This is a genomic window from Kitasatospora sp. NPDC059722, assembly GCF_042733235.1.
Taxonomy (GTDB): Bacteria; Actinomycetota; Actinomycetes; order Streptomycetales; family Streptomycetaceae; genus Kitasatospora.
This window is the reverse complement of sequence record NZ_JBHWGD010000010.1, coordinates 44142-62264: the sequence shown is the minus strand read 5'-3', so window position 1 is coordinate 62264 and position 18123 is coordinate 44142. Positions and strand designations below refer to the sequence as shown.

The 18123-nt window shown below is 72.3% G+C and carries 14 protein-coding genes; 4 read left to right on the top strand and 10 right to left on the bottom strand.

Annotated elements, in window-relative coordinates:
* Positions 1-126: 126 nt before the first annotated feature.
* From ACFV4F_RS08780 to ACFV4F_RS08770, 3 genes are all read left to right on the top strand, one after another.
* Entirely contained in the window at positions 127-258 is a 132-nt protein-coding gene (locus ACFV4F_RS08780) for a hypothetical protein (protein ID WP_380501091.1), read from the top strand.
* Between the two features lie 137 nt (positions 259-395).
* A complete protein-coding gene (locus tag ACFV4F_RS08775) occupies positions 396-1322 on the top strand; it encodes an NADP-dependent oxidoreductase (RefSeq protein WP_380501089.1) in 927 nt (308 codons plus the stop codon).
* A gap of 29 nt (positions 1323-1351) precedes the next feature.
* Positions 1352-2284, top strand: a complete 933-nt coding sequence (locus tag ACFV4F_RS08770) for an AraC family transcriptional regulator (RefSeq protein ID WP_380492798.1) — start codon at positions 1352-1354, stop codon at positions 2282-2284.
* 22 nt (positions 2285-2306) lie between these two features.
* On the opposite strand, the gene ACFV4F_RS08765 is transcribed toward ACFV4F_RS08770, so the two are convergent.
* The 3 genes from ACFV4F_RS08765 to ACFV4F_RS08755 form a co-directional block, all read right to left on the bottom strand.
* Positions 2307-3764 carry an aldehyde dehydrogenase family protein gene (locus tag ACFV4F_RS08765; protein WP_380501087.1) on the bottom strand — a complete coding sequence of 486 codons (1458 nt, stop codon included), beginning with the start codon at positions 3762-3764 and terminating at the stop codon, positions 2307-2309.
* 106 nt (positions 3765-3870) lie between these two features.
* Positions 3871-4737 carry a helix-turn-helix domain-containing protein gene (locus ACFV4F_RS08760; RefSeq protein WP_380440509.1) on the bottom strand — a complete coding sequence of 289 codons (867 nt, stop codon included), beginning with the start codon at positions 4735-4737 and terminating at the stop codon, positions 3871-3873.
* Between the two features lie 78 nt (positions 4738-4815).
* Positions 4816-6033: an MFS transporter gene (locus ACFV4F_RS08755; protein WP_380501085.1), complete on the bottom strand. Its 1218-nt coding sequence runs from the start codon at positions 6031-6033 to the stop codon at positions 4816-4818.
* A 67-nt stretch (positions 6034-6100) separates the two neighbouring features.
* Here ACFV4F_RS08755 and ACFV4F_RS08750 point away from each other — a divergent pair, with 67 nt between their 5' ends.
* Positions 6101-7072, top strand: a complete 972-nt coding sequence (locus ACFV4F_RS08750) for a DUF5937 family protein (RefSeq protein WP_380440513.1) — start codon at positions 6101-6103, stop codon at positions 7070-7072.
* 214 nt (positions 7073-7286) lie between these two features.
* Here ACFV4F_RS08750 and ACFV4F_RS08745 read toward each other — a convergent pair whose 3' ends face one another.
* The 7 genes from ACFV4F_RS08745 to ACFV4F_RS08715 form a co-directional block, all read right to left on the bottom strand.
* Positions 7287-8747 carry a glutamate synthase subunit beta gene (locus ACFV4F_RS08745; RefSeq protein WP_380440515.1) on the bottom strand — a complete coding sequence of 487 codons (1461 nt, stop codon included), beginning with the start codon at positions 8745-8747 and terminating at the stop codon, positions 7287-7289.
* Positions 8740-13326: a glutamate synthase large subunit gene (gene gltB / locus ACFV4F_RS08740; RefSeq protein WP_380440517.1), complete on the bottom strand. Its 4587-nt coding sequence runs from the start codon at positions 13324-13326 to the stop codon at positions 8740-8742. Before gltB ends, ACFV4F_RS08745 begins: the two co-directional genes overlap by 8 nt.
* 450 nt (positions 13327-13776) lie before the next feature.
* On the bottom strand, positions 13777-14514 hold the full coding sequence (locus ACFV4F_RS08735) for a VIT1/CCC1 transporter family protein (protein ID WP_380440518.1): 738 nt from the start codon (positions 14512-14514) through the stop codon (positions 13777-13779).
* A 148-nt stretch (positions 14515-14662) separates the two neighbouring features.
* Positions 14663-15769 carry a prolipoprotein diacylglyceryl transferase gene (gene lgt / locus ACFV4F_RS08730; protein ID WP_380440520.1) on the bottom strand — a complete coding sequence of 369 codons (1107 nt, stop codon included), beginning with the start codon at positions 15767-15769 and terminating at the stop codon, positions 14663-14665.
* A gap of 150 nt (positions 15770-15919) precedes the next feature.
* Positions 15920-16783, bottom strand: coding sequence for a DsbA family protein (locus ACFV4F_RS08725; protein WP_380501083.1), 864 nt, complete (start codon positions 16781-16783; stop codon positions 15920-15922).
* 62 nt (positions 16784-16845) lie between these two features.
* Complete coding sequence (locus ACFV4F_RS08720) at positions 16846-17373, bottom strand: MauE/DoxX family redox-associated membrane protein (RefSeq protein ID WP_380492812.1); 528 nt, start codon at positions 17371-17373, stop codon at positions 16846-16848.
* 159 nt (positions 17374-17532) lie between these two features.
* Positions 17533-17778 carry a hypothetical protein gene (locus tag ACFV4F_RS08715; protein ID WP_380440526.1) on the bottom strand — a complete coding sequence of 82 codons (246 nt, stop codon included), beginning with the start codon at positions 17776-17778 and terminating at the stop codon, positions 17533-17535.
* Positions 17779-18123: the final 345 nt, after the last annotated feature.

Genomic DNA, 18123 nt, shown 5'->3' with positions numbered 1-18123 from the left:
ACATCACCCTCACACACCCCCCAGACTCTCCTCGTTGATCTGTCGCGTCTAGTTATCGTCCCACACCCCCCGCCGCCCCACCCCCACCCCCCCCCGCCCTGCCCCCCCCCCCTTTCGCCGTCCCCGGTGGAAGAATCCGAGCCGTCCGACAGCGGCTACCACCAGCGCTGGAACGGCACGTTCGGCGACCGCGTGCCGATCCCCGCCCCCTTCGGGTTCGAGCTCGCCACCGACGCTCTCCTCCGCTATCTCGCCTGATCGATCGAGCCTCCCGACGAGACGACGGGACATCTTCCGAAGACTTGAGGATATTCACCCGCTCGTTCGATCTCCCTACCGTGGAGGCATCGCCAAACGGCCCGGCGGACGGGCCGGCCACGGACAGGGAGAGTTCGATGCGTGCAGTGATCCAGAAGGCGTTCGGCGGGCCCGAGGTACTGGAGGTGGCCGAGGTGGAGCGGCCGCAGCTGTTGAGCGGGGAGGTGCTGGTGCGGGTGCGGGCCAGTGCGGTGAACCCGGCGGACATCGCGGTGCGGTCGGGGGCGTTCCCGCTGCTCGGGGAGCCGCCGTTCGGGGTCGGGTGGGACGTGTCCGGGGTGGTCGAGGAGGCCGCGCCCGGGGCCCGGTACCGGGTGGGCGAGGAGGTGTACGGGATGCCGTTCTTCCCGCGCGCCGCCACCGGCTACGCCGAGTACGTCGCCGCGCCCTCGCGCCAGCTGGCCCGCAAGCCCGCGACGCTCGACCACGTGCAGGCGGCGGCCCTGCCGCTGGCCGCGCTGACGGCCTGGCAGGGCCTGGTGGACCTGGCCGGCGTCACGAAGGGACAGCGGGTGCTGGTCCACCGCGCCGCGGGCGGCGTCGGCCACCTCGCCGTGCAGATCGCCAAGGCCCGCGGCGCGTACGTGATCGCGCTGGCGAGCGAGCCCAAGCACACGTTCGTGCAGGGGCTCGGCGCGGACGAGGTGATCGACTACCGCACCACCGACTACACCGAGGCGGTCTCGGACGTCGACGTCGTCTTCGACTCGTCCTCCGAGGGCACCAAGGCGTTGGAGGTGCTGAAGCCCGGCGGCACGCTGGTCACGATCATGGAGCACTGGAACAAGGACCTCGCCGCCGAGATCGAGGCCGCCGGCCGCCGCTTCGCCGGGGTGTCGGTGGAGCCGGACTACGCCGGCCTGGAGGCGATCGCCGCGCTGGTGGACGAGGGCCTGGTCCGTCCGCACGTCTCGGCGACGTTCCCGCTGGCGGAGGCCGGCCGGGCGCACGAGCTGGTGGCGTCCGGTAGCGTCCGGGGCAAGGTCGTCCTGACCGTCGACTGAACGGTACGAACGGGGAGAAGGGCCGGGAGTTGGACATCCTGACCGAGGCGCTGGGCTCGATGCGCACGGCGCACCCCGCGTCCGTCCGCACCGAGGGCCGTGCCCCCTGGGGCCTGCGGCTGCCGCCGGTGATGGGCGCCGGGTTCCACGTGGTGCTGCACGGCACGTGCTGGCTGGTGCCGCAGGACGGCCGCGCGGAGCCGCTGATGCTCGGCACGGGGGACGTCGTCTTCATGCGGGACGGCAGGGGCCACGTCCTGGCCGACCACCCGGACACCCCGGCGCTCGACGCGTCGGCCTACCGGGTGGAGGAGAGCCTGCCGATCGGCACGCTCTCGCTGGGCGGCGGCGACGGCGCCCGCACCAGCCTGCTGTGCGGCAGCTACCACCTGGACCAGGGCCGCCCGCACCCGCTGGTGCGCCAGCTGCCGGAGCTGATCCACCTGGCGAGCGGGCGCGGCTCGCACCCCGAACTGGACGCCGCCGTGCGGCTGTTGGGCGCCGAGCTGGAGCGCCCGCGGATCGGCTCGGCCGGGATCGTGCCGGCGCTGGTCGACGCGCTGCTGCTGTACATCCTGCGCGCCTGGTTCGAGGCGCAGCCGCCCGCGACGGCCGCCGGGTGGGCGGCCGCGCTGGGCGATTCGGCGGTGGCGCCGGCGCTGGCGGCGATCCACGGCGCGCCGGCGACGGCGTGGACGGTGGAGGCGCTGGCGGGGCGTTCGGGCCTGTCCCGGGCGGCGTTCGCCCGCCGGTTCAGCTCGATGGTGGGCGAGCCGCCGATGGCGTACCTGACGCGGTGGCGGATGACGACGGCGGCGCGTCTGCTGCGGGAGTCGGACGCGCCGCTGACGGCGGTGGCGGCGCAGGCGGGCTACGGCTCGGAGTACGCGTTCGCGAAGGCGTTCAAGCGGGAGTACGGGCGGGCTCCCGGCGGTTACCGCCGGGAGGCCCGGGCCGCTTGACCGCAGCAGCGGCAGCGGCGGATCAGAACGGGAAGCGGCTGCGCCCGTGCTGGATCGAGATCCACTTCACCGTGGTGAACGCGTCGACCGTGTACTCGCCGTTGAGCCGTCCGACGCCGGAGTTCTTCTCGCCGCCGAAGGGCACGATCGGCTCGTCGGCGATGGTCCCGTCGTTGACGTGGATCATGCCGGTCTCGATCCGCTTGGCCACCCGCACGCCGCGCTCGACGTCGCCGGTGTGCACGGCGCCGCTGAGGCCGAAGGGGGTGTCGTTGGCGATGCGGACGGCCTCGTCCTCGCCGTCGACGGGCACCACGAGGACGACGGGGCCGAAGAGTTCGCGCTGGAGGATGGGCGAGTCCGCGGGGACGTCGGTGAGGACGACGGGGTCCATGAGGCTGCCGACGGTGACGCCGCGCAGGAGGACGGTGGCGCCGGCCTCGACGGCCTGGTCGACCTGGGCGTTGATGGAGTCGGCCTGGACGGGGTTGATGAGCGGGCCGATCTGGGTGGCCGGGTCCCTGGGGTCGCCGACGGTGAGCGAGGCGATCTTGGCGACGAACTTCTCGGTGAACTCGGCGACGACGCCGCGGTCGACGAGCACCCGGTTGGCGGCCATGCAGACCTGGCCCTGGTGGGCGAAGCGGCTGAACACGGCGGCGTCGACGGCGTAGTCGAGGTCCGCGTCGTCGAGGACGACGAGGGCGCTGTTGCCGCCGAGTTCGAGGACGGTGCGCTTGAAGTGGGAGGCGGCGACGGTGGCGACGTGGCGGCCGACCTTGTCCGAGCCGGTGAAGGAGATGACCTTGGGCACCGGGTGCTCGATGAAGGCGTCGCCGATCTCGGCGATGTCGGTGACGACGACGTTGAGCAGCCCGGCGGGCAGTCCGGCGTCGGCGAAGATCTTGGCGAGGAGGGTGCCGCCGACGACCGGGGTCTCCTGGTGCGGCTTGAGCACGACGCCGTTGCCGAGCGCGAGGGCGGGGCCGACGGCCTTGAGGGACAGGAACAGCGGGAAGTTGAACGGGCTGATCACGCCGACGACGCCGACGGGCAGCCGGTAGAGGCGGTTCTCCTTGCCGTCGACGGGCGAGGGCAGCAGGCGGCCCTCGGCGAGCAGGGAGAGCTGCATGCACTCGCGCAGCATGTCCTTGGTGAGGGAGAGTTCGAAGCCGGCCTTGAGGGCGGTGCCGCCGAGTTCGGCCATGATGGCGCGGGTGATCTCGTCCTCGCGCTCCTCGACGAGGCGCAGCGCGCGCTCGAACACGAGCCGGCGGGCGTAGGGGTTGGTGGCGGCCCATTCCTTCTGGGCGCGGGCGGCGGCGCGGTAGGCCCGGTCGACCTGTTCGACGGTGGCGACGGTGACGGTGGCGAGTTTGTCGCCGGTGTAGGGGTCGACGTCGACGATGTCCCAGGAGCCGTCGCCGGCCAGCCATTCGCCGTCGATGTACTGCGCCGCCAACTCGGAGAAGTACGACATCCGATCCCTCTCGTGCCTGAGACGCGTGCCCAGGAGATCGCGCCTGGCACGGTTCGGTGTGGAACGCCTTTGATCAGATCTGATCGGTGCTCATCGTACTGATGGACTAAAGCTCTTGGCGTACGGAGCGCAGAAGTTCCCGGGTCGGTTCGGCGCCGAGGCTGTCGGCGAGGAGGCCTTCCATGGCGCCGGTGTACTCGGCGACCTCGGCGGGCTTGTCGAGGTAGAGCGCGGTGGTGAACTGCTCCAGGTAGACGACGTCGGGCAGTTCGGGTTCGGCGAAGCCGAGCACGGTGAACGCGCCGCCCTCGGCGCGCAGTCCGCCGAAGCCCAGCGGCATCACCTGGAGGTCGACGTTGGGCAGGTCGGTGAGGTCGAGCATCCGGTCGATCTGGGCCCGCATCAGTTCCGGTCCGCCCCAGGGGCGGCGCAGCGCGGCCTCGTCGAGGACGGCGAGCAGGTGGGGGGCGCGGTCGGCGGTGAGGACGGCCTGGCGTTTGAGGCGGACCTCGACGCGGCGTTCGATCTCGTCGGGTTCGGTGACGTGGCCGCCGGCGGCGATGACGGCGCGGGCGTAGTCGGGGGTCTGGAGGAGCCCGTGGACGAACTGGACCTCGTAGCTGCGGATCTCGGTGGCGGCCTCCTCCAGGCCGACGTAGTTCTGGAACCAGGGGGGCAGCACGTCGCCGTAGCCGTGCCACCAGGAGGTGGCGTTGGCGTCGCGGACGAGGCCGAGGACGCCGGCGCGCTCGTGTTCGGCGTCGACGCCGTAGAGGGTGAGCAGGTCGGCGACGTCGCGTTCCTTGAAGCCGACGCGGCCGAGCTCCATGCGGCTGATCTTGGACTCGGAGGCGCGGATCGAGTAGCCGGCCTCCTCGCGGCTGACGCCCCTGGCCTCGCGGAGTTTGCGCAGGTGTGATCCCAGCAGCAGGCGCCGCACCGTCGCGCCTCCGCCTGCCTGAGTCGTGCTCATCGCGTCAACCTCCGCACTCGCGCAGCCCCCCGGCCGTCGGCCGCAGTCTGCCATCTGGCACCGACGAACAACAGTCCGTCAGGCGGTGCGTTCCAGCCGTAGCAGCGCGGGCACGGCGGCGGCGCTGAGGGCGAGCAGGAAGAGCCAGGGCAGGGCGGCGGCGCGGGCGAGGAGCAGGGTGAGCAGTGCGGGGGCGACGGCCTGGCCGACGTTCCAGGAGAGTTGGTAGAGGGCGAGGTACCGGCCGCGCCGCTCGGGGTCGGCGAGGGAGACGCTGAGGTCCTCGCGGAAGGGGGTGGCGACGGTCTCGGCGAGGTTGTAGACGGCCATGGCGGCGAGGAGTCCGGCGAGGACGGCCCAGCCGGGGGCGGCGGCGACGAGGGCGAAGAGGCCGAAGGCGAGCGCGTTGAGCAGGGCACCGGCGGCGACGACCCGGGTGGGGCGGAAGCGTTCGAGCCGGCGGGCGACGGCGTTCTGGGTGAGCACCACCTGGACGCCGTTGAGGACGAGCAGCGCGCCGGCCGTCCACGCGTCGCGGTGCAGGACGGCGGTGAGGTAGGCGGCGAGCAGCACGCTGAGGACCATCGAGGCGAGGACGAAGGTCAGGTTGACGGCGATCAGCAGCAGGTAGCGCCGGTCGCGCAGGACGGCGCCGTAGCCGCCGGGGGCGGCCGTGCGGGCCTCCGGGGGCAGGGCGGCCCCGGCGGGCCGCCAGGTGGCCAGCAGGGCCGCGGCGAGGGCGTAGCTGGCCGCGTTGAGCCCGACCAGGAGCCGCAGGGCGCCGCCGTCGGCGACCAGGACGGCGCCGAGCGCGCCGCCGAGGCCGAGTCCGGCGTTGCGCAGGGTCTGGACGAGCGCGAACCAGCGCGGGCGCTGCCCCTCGTCGGCGGCGAGGACGACCAGGCCGGTGCTGGAGGTCCAGTAGGCGGCGTGGCCGGCCTGGGCGAGCAGGCAGACCAGCACGATCTGCCAGGCCTGGTGGGCGAGCAGGAAGCCGCCGTAGGCGAGGGCGGAGAGCGCGTTGCCGGCGGTGGCGACCGCGCGGGCGCCGTACCGGTCGAGCAGCGGGCCGACGGCGACGGCGGTGGGCAGGGCGAGCAGGCGCGCGGTGGAGACGGCGGCGCCGACGGCGGCGACGGACAGGCCGGTGGTGCCCGCGAAGTAGACGAGGGTGAAGGCGAGGATCAGTCCGGTGCCGAGGCTGTCGATGACGTGGGCGCCGATCAGGCGGGCGCGGCCGGCGGTGGCGGGCAGGCCGAGGCGGTCGCGCAGCGGGGGCGCGGTGACGGTGGTCATGCACCGAGCGTCCCTGGCATGATCGCCGCCGCCCACTGATTCCACCAGGATCGAATCCTCACCGGAGGTGCCCGTGCTGACCTGGGAGTTCTCGGCGCAGGACCTGGCCCGCACGCGCTTCGCCCGTTCCCCGCTGACCGAGGTCGTGACGAGCGTCGAGGTGCTCAAGGACCCGGGCCGGCAGGCCGCGCACCTGCCGTGGGTGCGCGGGGCCCGGCAGCGGCTGGAGGGGGTCGGCTGGGAGCTGTTGTCGGCGCTGGTGCGGCTGCCGACGGTGTACGTGCCGGACTTCCTGACCCCGGTGCCGCCGGACGCGGACGGGACGTTCGAGGGGCAGACGGCCGTGCTGGCGGCCACCGACCCGGCCGTGGTGCGCCGCGACCTCGGCCGGCTCGACGGCGAACTCCACCCGCTGGTCGCCGAGTTGGCGCGGGACCCGGAGGCCGGCCTGGAGCGGCTGACGGCCGAGGTACGGGCGTACTGGGATGCGGCGATCGCCCCGCACTGGCCGCGGATGCAGCGGCTCGTCGACGGGGAGGTCCTGCGCCGCGGCCGGCAGATGTCGGCGGGCGGCCCGGCGGCGCTCTTCGCGGACCTGCACCCGCGGGTGTCCTGGGAGCACGACACCCTGCGGATCGGGCACCGGATCGACGTCCACCGGCGGCTGGACGGTGAGCGCGGCCTGGTCCTGCTGCCGACGGTCTTCGCCTGGCCGGGCGTGTTCTCCCAGCAGAACCCCCCGTGGCAGCCCGCCCTGGTCTACCCGCCGCGCGGGGTCGCGACGCTGTGGGAGGCGGCGGCCACCCCCGTCCCCGAGGGCCTGGCCCGCGTGCTCGGCCGCACCCGCGCCCGGCTGCTCGCCGAGCTGGACTCCCCCGCCTCGACCACCGAGCTCGCCGCCCGGACCGGCCTGTCCGCCCCGAACGTCTCCCACCACCTGGGCGCCCTGCACGACGCCGGCCTCCTGGCCCGCCACCGCACCGGCCGCACCGTCCTGTACACCCGCACCGAGGCGGCGGACCTGCTGCTGCGCCCGTGACGAAGCGGAACGCGCCCCACCCCGTGGCCGAAACCCACCAACCACCGTACGGCAGAAGAGACTTCACGCAGAAAACGCGTCGGCGCTCGCCCCCCAACTGGTCGGGGAAGGGGGCGAGCGCCAGGAGACCGCATTGGCCCGACGACGCTGGCGGGGGCAGCGGGTTGAGCTCCCGGCAATGCGGTGCCGGGGGTTCAGGGGGCCGGTCGGACCGTCAGACCACGAGCGGGCGGTCGGTGGGCCGGATCGGGGCCGGAAGCGGGGTCTTGCCACCGAGGTACTTGTCCACCGCCGCGGCGGCCGAACGGCCCTCCGCGATGGCCCAGACGATCAGGGACTGGCCACGGCCGGCGTCTCCGCAGACGTACACGCCATCGACATTGGTGGCGAACCGGCCGTCGCGGCCAATGTTACCGCGCGCGTCGAGGTCCACCCCCAGCTGCTCGACGAGGCCGTTCTTCACGTCCGTCCCGGTGAAGCCCATGGCCAGGGTGACCAGCTGCGCCGGGATGGCCCGCTCGGTGCCGGGGACCTGCTCGAACTTCCCGTCCTTGAACTCCACCTCGACGAGGTGCAGCTCCTGGACGTTGCCCTCCTCGTCGCCGCTGAGGTGGGTGGTGCTCACGGAGTAGATCCGCTCGCCGCCCTCCTCGTGCGCGGAGGTGACCTTGTACGTCATCGGCATGGTCGGCCAGGGCTGGTGCCCGGGCCGGTCCTCGCCCGGGCGCGGCATGATCTCCAGCTGGGTGACGGAGGCCGCCCCCTGCCGGTGCGCGGTGCCGACGCAGTCGGCGCCGGTGTCGCCGCCGCCGATGACGACGACGTGCTTGCCCTTGGCGCTGACCGGCGACTCGACGAAGTCGCCCTCCTGCACCTTGTTGGCCAGCGGCAGGTACTCCATGGCCTGGTAGACACCCTTGAGCTCGCGCCCGGGCACCGGCAGGTCGCGGGCCGTGGTGGCGCCGGCGGCGACGACGACGGCGTCGAAGCGCTCGCGCAGCTGCTGCCCGGTGATGTCCTCGCCGACGTGGACGCCGGTGCGGAAGCGGGTGCCCTCCGCGCGCATCTGCTCGACGCGGCGGTTGATGTGGCGCTTCTCCATCTTGAACTCGGGGATGCCGTAGCGCAGCAGGCCGCCGATGCGGTCGGCGCGCTCGTACACCACCACGGTGTGCCCGGCCCGGGTGAGCTGCTGGGCGGCGGCGAGGCCGGCCGGGCCGGAGCCGACGACGGCGACGGTCTTGCCGGAGAGGCGCTCGGGGATCTGCGGGGTGACGCCGCCGCGGTCCCACGCCTTGTCGATGATGGTGACCTCGACGTTCTTGATGGTCACCGCGTCCTGGTTGATGCCGAGGACGCACGCGGACTCGCACGGGGCCGGGCACAGGCGGCCCGTGAACTCCGGGAAGTTGTTGGTCGCGTGCAGCCGCTCGATCGCGCCGACGAAGTCGTCCCGGTAGGCGAGGTCGTTCCACTCGGGGATGAGGTTCCCGAGCGGGCAGCCGTTGTGGCAGAACGGGATGCCGCAGTCCATGCAGCGGCCGGCCTGCTTGGTGATGATCGGCAGGAGGCTGCGTTCGACGTAGACCTCGTTCCAGTCCCGCAGACGGACGTCCACGGGACGGCGCTCGGCCAGCTGCTTGGGCGTGGTCAGGAAGCCCTTGGGGTCAGCCATGTGCCGCCTCCATCATCTTGCGAGTGGTCTCGGCCTCGGAGAGGCCATCGCGCTCAGCGGCGTCCTTGGCGGCGAGCACTGCCTTGTAGTCGGTCGGCATGATCTTGGAGAAGCGGGAGACCCCGCTGCCCCAGTCGGCCAGGAGTTCGGCGGCGACGGTGGAGCCGGTCTCCTCGTAGTGCTGCTGCACGGTCTCGCGCAGCCACTCGCGGTCGTCGGCGGTGGGGGCCTCGATGCCCACCATGCCGTCGTTGACGTTCGCGGGGCGCAGGTCGAGGACGTAGGCGATGCCGCCGGACATGCCGGCCGCGAGGTTGCGCCCGGTCTCGCCGAGGACGACGACCCGCCCGCCGGTCATGTACTCCAGGCCGTGGTCGCCCACGCCCTCGACGACGAGGGTGGCGCCGGAGTTGCGGACGGCGAAGCGCTCACCGGCCTTGCCGCGCAGGTGGATCCGGCCCGAGGTGGCGCCGTAGCCGATGGTGTTGCCGGCGATGACGTGGTTCTGCGCGTCGTTGCCGATGGCCGCGGCCTCGCGGGCCGGGCGGACGACGACGACGCCGCCGGACAGGCCCTTGCCGACGTAGTCGTTGGCGTCGCCCTCCAGGCGCAGGGTGACGCCGCGGGGCACGAAGGCGCCGAACGACTGCCCGGCGGAACCGGTGAAGGTGACGTCGATGGTGCCCTCGGGCAGGCCCTCGCCGCGGTAGCGCCTGGTCACCTCGTGGCCGAGCATGGTGCCGACCGTCCGGTTGACGTTGCGGATCGGCAGCTGGATGCGGACGGTCTCGCCGCGCTCCAGGGCGTCCTCGGCGAGGGTGATCAGCTGGTTGTCGAGGGCCTTGTCGAGCGCGTGGTCCTGCGTGGTGGTGCAGTGGCGCGCGGCGCCCTCGGGCAGCTCGGGGACATGGAAGAGCGGGGCCAGGTCGAGCCCGGCGGCCTTCCAGTGGTCGACGGCGGCCTGGGAGTTGATGTGCTCGGCGTGGCCGACGGCCTCCTCGATCGAGCGGAAGCCCAGCGAGGCCAGGATCTCCCGGACCTCCTCGGCGATGAACTCGAAGAAGTTGACGACGAATTCGGGCTTGCCGGAGAACCGGTCGCGCAGCACCGGGTTCTGGGTGGCGACGCCGACCGGGCAGGTGTCCAGGTGGCAGACGCGCATCATGATGCAGCCGGAGACGACGAGCGGGGCGGTCGCGAAGCCGAACTCCTCGGCGCCGAGCAGCGCGGCGATGACGACGTCGCGCCCGGTCTTCAGCTGGCCGTCGGTCTGGACGACGATGCGGTCGCGCAGCCCGTTGAGCAGCAGGGTCTGCTGGGTCTCGGCGAGGCCGAGCTCCCAGGGGCCGCCGGCGTGCTTGAGCGAGGTGAGCGGCGAGGCGCCGGTGCCGCCGTCGTGGCCCGACACGAGGACGACGTCCGCGTGCGCCTTGGAGACGCCCGCCGCGACCGTCCCGACGCCGACCTCGGACACCAGCTTCACGTGGATGCGGGCGGCCGGGTTGGCGTTCTTGAGGTCGTGGATCAGCTGGGCGAGGTCCTCGATGGAGTAGATGTCGTGGTGCGGCGGCGGCGAGATGAGGCCGACGCCCGGGGTGGAGTGCCGGGTGCTGGCGACCCACGGGTAGACCTTGTGGCCGGGCAGCTGGCCGCCCTCGCCGGGCTTGGCGCCCTGGGCCATCTTGATCTGGATGTCGTCGGCGTTGACCAGGTACTCGGAGGTGACGCCGAAGCGGCCGGAGGCGACCTGCTTGATCGCCGAGCGGCGCTCGGGGTCGTACAGGCGGTCCGGGTCCTCGCCGCCCTCACCGGTGTTGGACTTGCCGCCGAGGCGGTTCATCGCGATGGCGAGGGTCTCGTGCGCCTCGCGGGAGATCGAGCCGTAGGACATGGCGCCGGTGGAGAAGCGCTTGACGATCTCGGAGACCGGCTCGACCTCCTCGACCGGGACGGCCTCGCGGCCGAGCGCGTCGAGCCGGAACAGGCCGCGCAGCGTCATGAGGCGCTCGGACTGCTCGTTCACCCGGTCCGTGTACTGCTTGAAGATGTCGTACCGGCGGTTGCGGGTGGAGTGCTGGAGCCGGAAGACGGTGTCCGGGTCGAACAGGTGCGGCTCGCCCTCGCGGCGCCACTGGTACTCGCCGCCGATCTCCAGCGCGCGGTGCGCGGCGGGGATGCCGGAGGCCGGGTAGGCCTTGGCGTGGCGGGCGGCGGTCTCCTTGGCGATCTCGTCCAGGCCGATGCCGCCGAGCTTGGTGGTGGTGCCGGCGAAGTAGCCGTCGACCAGCTCGTGCGAGAGGCCGATGGCCTCGAAGACCTGGGCGCCGCGGTAGGAGGCGACGGTCGAGATGCCCATCTTGGACATGACCTTGAGCACGCCCTTGCCGAGCGCCTTGATCAGGTTCCGGATGGCCTTCTCGGGCTCGACGCCCTGGATGAAGACGCCCTGGGCGACGAGGTCCTCGACGGACTCCATCGCCAGGTACGGGTTGACCGCGCCGGCGCCGTAGCCGACCAGCAGCGCGACGTGGTGCACCTCGCGGACGTCACCGGCCTCGACCAGCAGGGACACCTGGGTGCGCTGCTTGGTGCGGATGAGGTGGTGGTGGATCGCGGAGGTGAGCAGCAGCGAGGGGATCGGGGCGTGCTCGGCGTCCGAGTGGCGGTCGGAGAGCACGATGATGCGGGCGCCGTCGGCGATCGCGGCGTCGGCCTCGGCGGCGATCCCGGCCAGGCGCGCGGCCAGGCCCTCGCCGCCGCTGGCGACCTTGTAGAGGCCGGACAGCGTGACGGCCTTGAGGCCGGGCTGGTCCCCGTCGGCGTTGATGTGGACGAGCTTGGCCAGCTCGTCGTTGTCGATCACCGGGAAGGTGATGCCGACCGAGCGGCAGGCGGCGGCCTCGGCGGCCAGCAGGTTGCCCTCGGGGCCGAGGTTGCTGAGCAGCGAGGTGACGAGCTCCTCGCGGATGGCGTCCAGCGGCGGGTTGGTGACCTGCGCGAAGAGCTGCACGAAGTAGTCGAAGAGCAGGCGCGGCTTCTCGCTGAGCGCGGCGATCGGCGAGTCGGTGCCCATCGAGCCGAGCGCCTCGGCGCCGGTCTTCGCCATCGGCGCGAGGATGACCCGCAGCTCCTCCTCGGTGTAGCCGAAGGTCTGCTGGCGGCGGGTGACGGAGGCGTGGGTGTGGGCGATGTGCTCGCGCTCGGGGAGCTTGGCGAGCTGGATCTGCCCGGCGGTGACCCACTCCTCGTAGGGGTGCTCGGCGGCCAGGCCGGCCTTGATCTCCTCGTCCGGGACGATCCGGTTCTCGTTGAGGCAGACCAGGAACATCTTGCCGGGCTGGAGGCGGCCCTTCTGGACCACCTTCTGCTGGTCGAGGTCGAGGACGCCGACCTCGGAGGAGAGCACGACCAGGCCGTCCTCGGTGACCCAGTAGCGGGCCGGGCGCAGGCCGTTGCGGTCGAGCACGGCGCCGATCCGGGTGCCGTCGGTGAAGGTGACGCAGGCCGGGCCGTCCCAGGGCTCCATGAGGTTGGAGTGGTACTGGTAGAACGCGCGGCGGGCCGGGTCCATGGTGGCGTGGTTCTCCCACGCCTCCGGGATCATCATCAGCACCGAGTGCGGCAGCGACCGGCCGCCGAGGTGGAGCAGCTCCAGGACCTCGTCGAAGGAGGCCGAGTCGGAGTGGTCCGGGGTGCAGACCGGGAAGATCCGGCTCAGGTCGCCGGGGATGACGTCGGTGGCGAGCTGGGACTCGCGGGCGCGCATCCAGTTGCGGTTGCCCTTGACCGTGTTGATCTCGCCGTTGTGCGCGACGAAGCGGTACGGGTGGGCGAGCGGCCAGCTCGGGAAGGTGTTGGTGGAGAACCGCGAGTGCACCAGGCCGATGGCGGACGCGTAGGTGCGGTCCGACAGGTCGGGGAAGAAGGGCTCCAGCTGGCCGGTGGTCAGCATGCCCTTGTAGACGATGGTGCGGGCGGACAGCGACGGGAAGTAGACGCCGGCCTCGCGCTCGGCGCGCTTGCGGACGACGAAGGCGATCCGGTCGAGCTCGATCCCGGCCTTGTCGGCGTGCGACAGGAAGACCTGGCGGAAGCGGGGCATCACGCTGCGCGCGGTCGCGCCGAGGAGGTCGGGGGTGACGGGCACGTCGCGCCAGCCGAGGACGGTGAGGTCCTCCTCGGCGGCGATGGCCTCGATCTGCGCGACGGCGGCGGCGGCCGCCGCGTCCTCGTCCGGCAGGAAGGCGATGCCGACGGCGTAGGAGCCGGCGGCCGGGAGCTCGAAGGAGACCTTGCCGCGCAGGAAGGCGTCCGGGATCTGGGTGAGGATGCCGGCGCCGTCGCCGGAGTCGGGCTCGGCGCCGGTGGCGCCGCGGTGCTCCAGGTTGCGCAGGACGGTCAGCGCCTGCTCGACGATGGTGTGGTCGGCGATGCCGGTCAGCGTGGCGACGAAACCGACGCCACAGGCGTCGTGCTCGTTTCGCGGGTCGTACAGGCCCTGAGCAGCAGGTCGCGCATCCGGAACGAGCGCGTACGGCGGGCGGGCGGCGCCGGCCTGGGGCTCGTTTGCGGAGTGCATGGATGCAGACAGCATCGGCTCTCCCGTCGTCGTCTTTCGGCAAGTTGGTGCACGTAGGGACGACGTTGGCCCTGATGCGGTGAAACGATTTCGTGCAAGTTACATGATGCCCAAGATCCCGGGAAGCGGAATGCCTCGTCCGCATCGTGGACGGATCCGCAGGTCACGGGGTGGGTGAAGGGACGCGCCACAGTGCACGTCCCGACGATTGTGCCCGGCGGTCGGCCGCCCGAAACAGGGGCGAAACCGGACCGCCACACGAGGCGATCAAGGTCGCCTGCGAATCCTTTCCCGGGGCCGCGTCGCAGATGCGAATCTGCGGCTCCAGGGCTCGGATGGTGAGACTAGGCCAGGCCATGCGCGACGGCCATGTGCGGAACGTCACGCATTCACCGGCATAGTCATGCAAGGGTCTGTGTCATCCCACAGCCCGCCGCCCGCCTCCCCGGGTCAGCCCACGTGCCCGCCGATGAGCCAGCCCAGCAGGTACGTCACGCCTGCGGCCGCGCCGCCCAGCACGAGCTGCCGCAGCCCGCTGTACCACCAGCTGCGCGCCGTCACACGGGCCACCACGGCGCCGCAGCCGAACAGCCCGGCCGCCGCGAGCAGCATGGCGGGCAGCAGCGTCGTCGCGCCCAGCAGGTACGGCAGGAGCGGCAGCAGGGCGCCGAGCGCGAAGCACACGAAGGAGGACGCGGCGGCGACGAGCGGCGAGGGCAGGTCGTTGGGGTCGATGCCCAGTTCCTCGCGGGCGTGGATCTCCAGCGCCTGGTCCGGGTTCGCGGACAGCTGCCGGGCCACCTCGTGGGCGAGGTCCGGGTCCACCCCGCGCGAGACGTACAGTTGGGCGAGCTCGGCCAGCTCCCCGTGCGGGTTGCGGCTCAGCTCCAGCCGCTCGGCCTCGATCTCGGCCTGGACGAGCTCGCGCTGCGAGGCCACCGAGGTGTACTCCCCCGCCGCCATCGAGCAGGCACCGGCCGCCAGCCCGGCGAGGCCGGTGAGGATCACCGTGCCGTTGGACGCCGCACCGCCGACCACACCGGTCATCAGCGCGAAGTTGGAGACGAGGCCGTCGACCGCACCGAACACCGCGGGCCGCAGCCAGCCGCCGTTGACGTCCCGGTGGTGGTCCGCCGCGGGTATGCGGGGGTGCTGCCCGGCCTCGGGCTCAAGGATGGTCGCGCTCACGGTTCTGCCCCTCCGTCTTCGTTCGTCTGACTCGAACGTAGCCGGGTTGACCTGGGCATTTCCAGCAAAGTAAGGCTGTCCGAACAGCACTGAGGCCACCCTTCGCAGGCGGTGCGAAGGGTGGCCTCAGTGCGGGGAACGCCCCAGGTCAGATCGGGTTCTCGACGTCCTTGCCGGCCTTCTCGGCGGTCGCGGCGGCCTTCTCGGCGCCCGGCTCATCGTCCGCATGCCGAGACAACTCGGCGGTCTCACCGGCTCCGGCGACCTTCTCGGACGGGGCGGCCTTCTTCTCGCCCGCCTCTGCCGTGCCCGCGGTCTCGGCCTTGCCCGACCCCTTGGCCTTGCCCGAACCATCGGCCTTGCCCACGGTCTCGGCCTTGCTGGCGGTCTCGGCCTTGTCCGCGATCGCGGCCTCCTCCTCGTGCGCGGCCGGGTCGATGCTCGCCGGGTCCTCGCGGCCGGGCCGCTTCTTGCCGACGATCAGGAAGTACGCCACGGCGCCGATGAACACCACGATGGACGTCCAGTCGTTCAGCCGCAGGCCGAAGTAGACGTGCGCCTCGTCGACCCGCAGCCACTCGGTCCAGAACCGGCCCACCGTGTACGCGGCCACGTACAGCGCGAACGCCCGGCCGTGGCCCAGCTTGAACCGCCGGTCCGCCCAGATCACCAGCAGCGCGACCCCGATGCACCACAGCGACTCGTACAGGAAGGTGGGGTGGTAGGTGGCGGCGTCGGGCGTGGCGGCCGGACGGTGGGCGGGCGCGATCTCCAGGCCCCACGGGAGCGTGGTCGGCCGGCCGAACAGCTCCTGGTTGAAGTAGTTGCCCCAGCGCCCCATCGCCTGCGCGAGCGCGATGCCCGGCGCGATGGCGTCGGCGTACGCGGGCAGCGGCACGCCCCGGCGGCGGCAGCCGATCCAGGCGCCGACCGCGCCCAGCGCGACCGCGCCCCAGATGCCGAGGCCGCCCTCCCAGATCTTGAAGGCGTTCCAGGGGTTGCGGCCGTCGCCGAAGTACAGCTGGTGATCGGTGATCACGTGGTACAGCCGGCCGCCGACGAGGCCGAACGGCACGGCCCACACGGCGATGTCACCGACCGTGTGCTTGGCACCGCCCCGGGCGACCCAGCGCTTGCTGCCGAGCCAGACGGCGACGACGACACCGAGGATGATGCAGAAGGCGTAGGCGCGCAGCGGGACGGGTCCGAGGTGGAGGACGCCCCGCGACGGGCTGGGAATGAAGGCGATATCCATGACAGCTCCGACGCTACAGGGTCGGCGGCCCCCGCCGGACACCCCAGGGGTCACAGAAACCGAACAACAGGGGGCGGGGCCGCCCACGACGGCCGGCCGCCGCCCCCTCCGGACGGGGAGGGGACGGCGGCGGCGGGCGGCGCGGGAGGCTCAGCCGGCGTTCGGCGACGGGTTGTTGGCCTCCGAAGCGGCGCTGGTGGGGGCCGGCGTCTGCCCGTTGGTGCCCGGGGTGCCGGGCTGCTTGCCCTGGTTGGCGGCGTCCACCCACTTCGCCAGGTTCGCCGGGGTGATCTCCTCGGTGCCGTTCTTCGGGTAGATCGGCTGGCCGTTGAGCAGCACGGTCGGGGTCGACTTGAAGCTGGACTTGTCGAAGTCCTGCTGCACCGCGGACACCCACCCGCCGAACTTGTTGTCGTTGACGCAGGCCTCGAAGGCGGGCGTGTCCAGGCCGTTGACCTGCTTGGCGAGGTTCAGCAGGACGGCCTTGTTGCCGAAGGCGTCGTTGGTCTCGTCCGGCTGGTTGCGGTAGAGGACGTCGTGGAAGTCCCGGAAGTGCCCGGCGTCCTGGGCGCAGGCCAGGGCGTTGGCCCCGTTCTTGGAGCCCTTGCCGGGAAGCGCGCGGTCGATGAACGAGACGATGTGGGCGTTGGTGTAGATCTTGCCCTGGTCCTCCAGCTGGTCGATGGTCGAGGAGAACTCGCGCTCGAACATGCCGCAGGCGGGGCAGCGCGGGTCCTCGTACACCGTGAGGACGGACGGGGCGTCGGCGGAGCCGACCGGGATGACGAGGTTGTTGTCGCCGACCGTCCCGGCCGGGGCGGCGGCCGGGGTCTCCGGCTTGGAGCGCTGGTTCTGCACCACGACGCCGACGACGACCGCGGCGGCGATCACCGCGAGCACCGAGCCGCCGACGATGAGCTTCTTCCTGCGCCGCCCGGCGGCCTCGTCGGCCGCCCGCTGCGCCTGCATCCGCTCGCGGGCGGTGCGCTTGCCTTCTCGGTTCTTCTCGCTCATTGCCTTGACATCCATCGGGGAGGACCTCGGTCGGGGGTTGGGGTGTGGTGGGCGCCGGGCGGTCAGCTGGTCAGCCAGCCGTCCGCCGAGAACTTGGTGCGGGGCCGCCACAGCAGCCACCCGGCCAGCAGCAGGAACCCGGTGTCGCGCAGGATCTCCTGCAGGTACTCGGTCTGCGACGCGTCCACGTGCCCCCCGCCGCCGAAGCACCCGCAGTCGATGGAGATGCCGCGCGCCCAGGCCGAGCCGATCCCGGCGATGAAGGTGAGCAGCAGCAGCGCGGAGACGGCGGCGACCAGCCGGACGCCGAGGCCGATCACCAGCAGCAGGGCGAGCGCCAGCTCCAGGAAGGGCAACCCGTAGCCGATCGGCTTGACCAGCCCCTCCGGCAGGATCTCGTAGGCACGGACGGCCTGGGCGGCCTCCGCCGGGTCGGCGATCTTGGCCAGCCCGGCCCAGCCCCACACCACGGCGAGCCCGAGCCGGACGGCGGTGCCGGCCCACTGCGTCCACACCGGCGCGGGCCGGCGCCCGGGCGGCGCGGAGTCCGCGGACACGGATTCGCCGGGCTGCGCTGCCGGGCCGGCCATCAGGGAACCCCCCTCGGGAAAATCGTTCACTTCCTGACGAACCGTAGGGGATGAAGCCCGGTTTCTCCGTATTCAGGAATTAAGCCGTATGAGTGACGGCTGATGACGGCTCGTCCGATTACGCCCGAACCGTCGTGCGAATGGGGCGGGCCCGGCACGCTACCGGCAGATCAGCGGACGCCCCGGGTCGACGAGGTCCGTCCGGCTCTCGTGGTGCCGGTGGGAGTCCCGCGCGGCGGCCTCCCAGCGGGCCGCCTCGGCGCACACGGACGCGTCCCGCTCGGCCCGCTCGACGGCGGCCCTGGCCAGCGCGTGCCCGACCTCGGAGTGCGCCCCGACGGCGGCGCCGAGGGCCAGGGCGGCCGCCGCCGCCCGCAGCAGGACGGCTCGGTGGAAACACCTCACCGGCTCACCCCTTCGCTCGCCCCCGTGCACGTCGTTCGTGCACTCGTCCCTCCACTCAACGCCCGTCAATCGCGGCTGATGCGTGTGCCCGCCAGTGTTCACCCGTTCGGGTTGCCGGCGGACATCCGATGACGCGTCACCCTCATCCGAAAGGCCGATGACCCCCGTCTCCCGCCCCAAAGCCGACCGGGGGCCGGCGGCCCGCCCCCCAACCAGCCAACCACCACCAAAACAAACACAAACCCCACACACACCACAACCACCCCACCACCCCACCACCACCGCCCACCCCCGCCGCAGGACGGCGTACAGGGCGCGGGCGGCGAAGTCGGAGAGGTTGGCCGC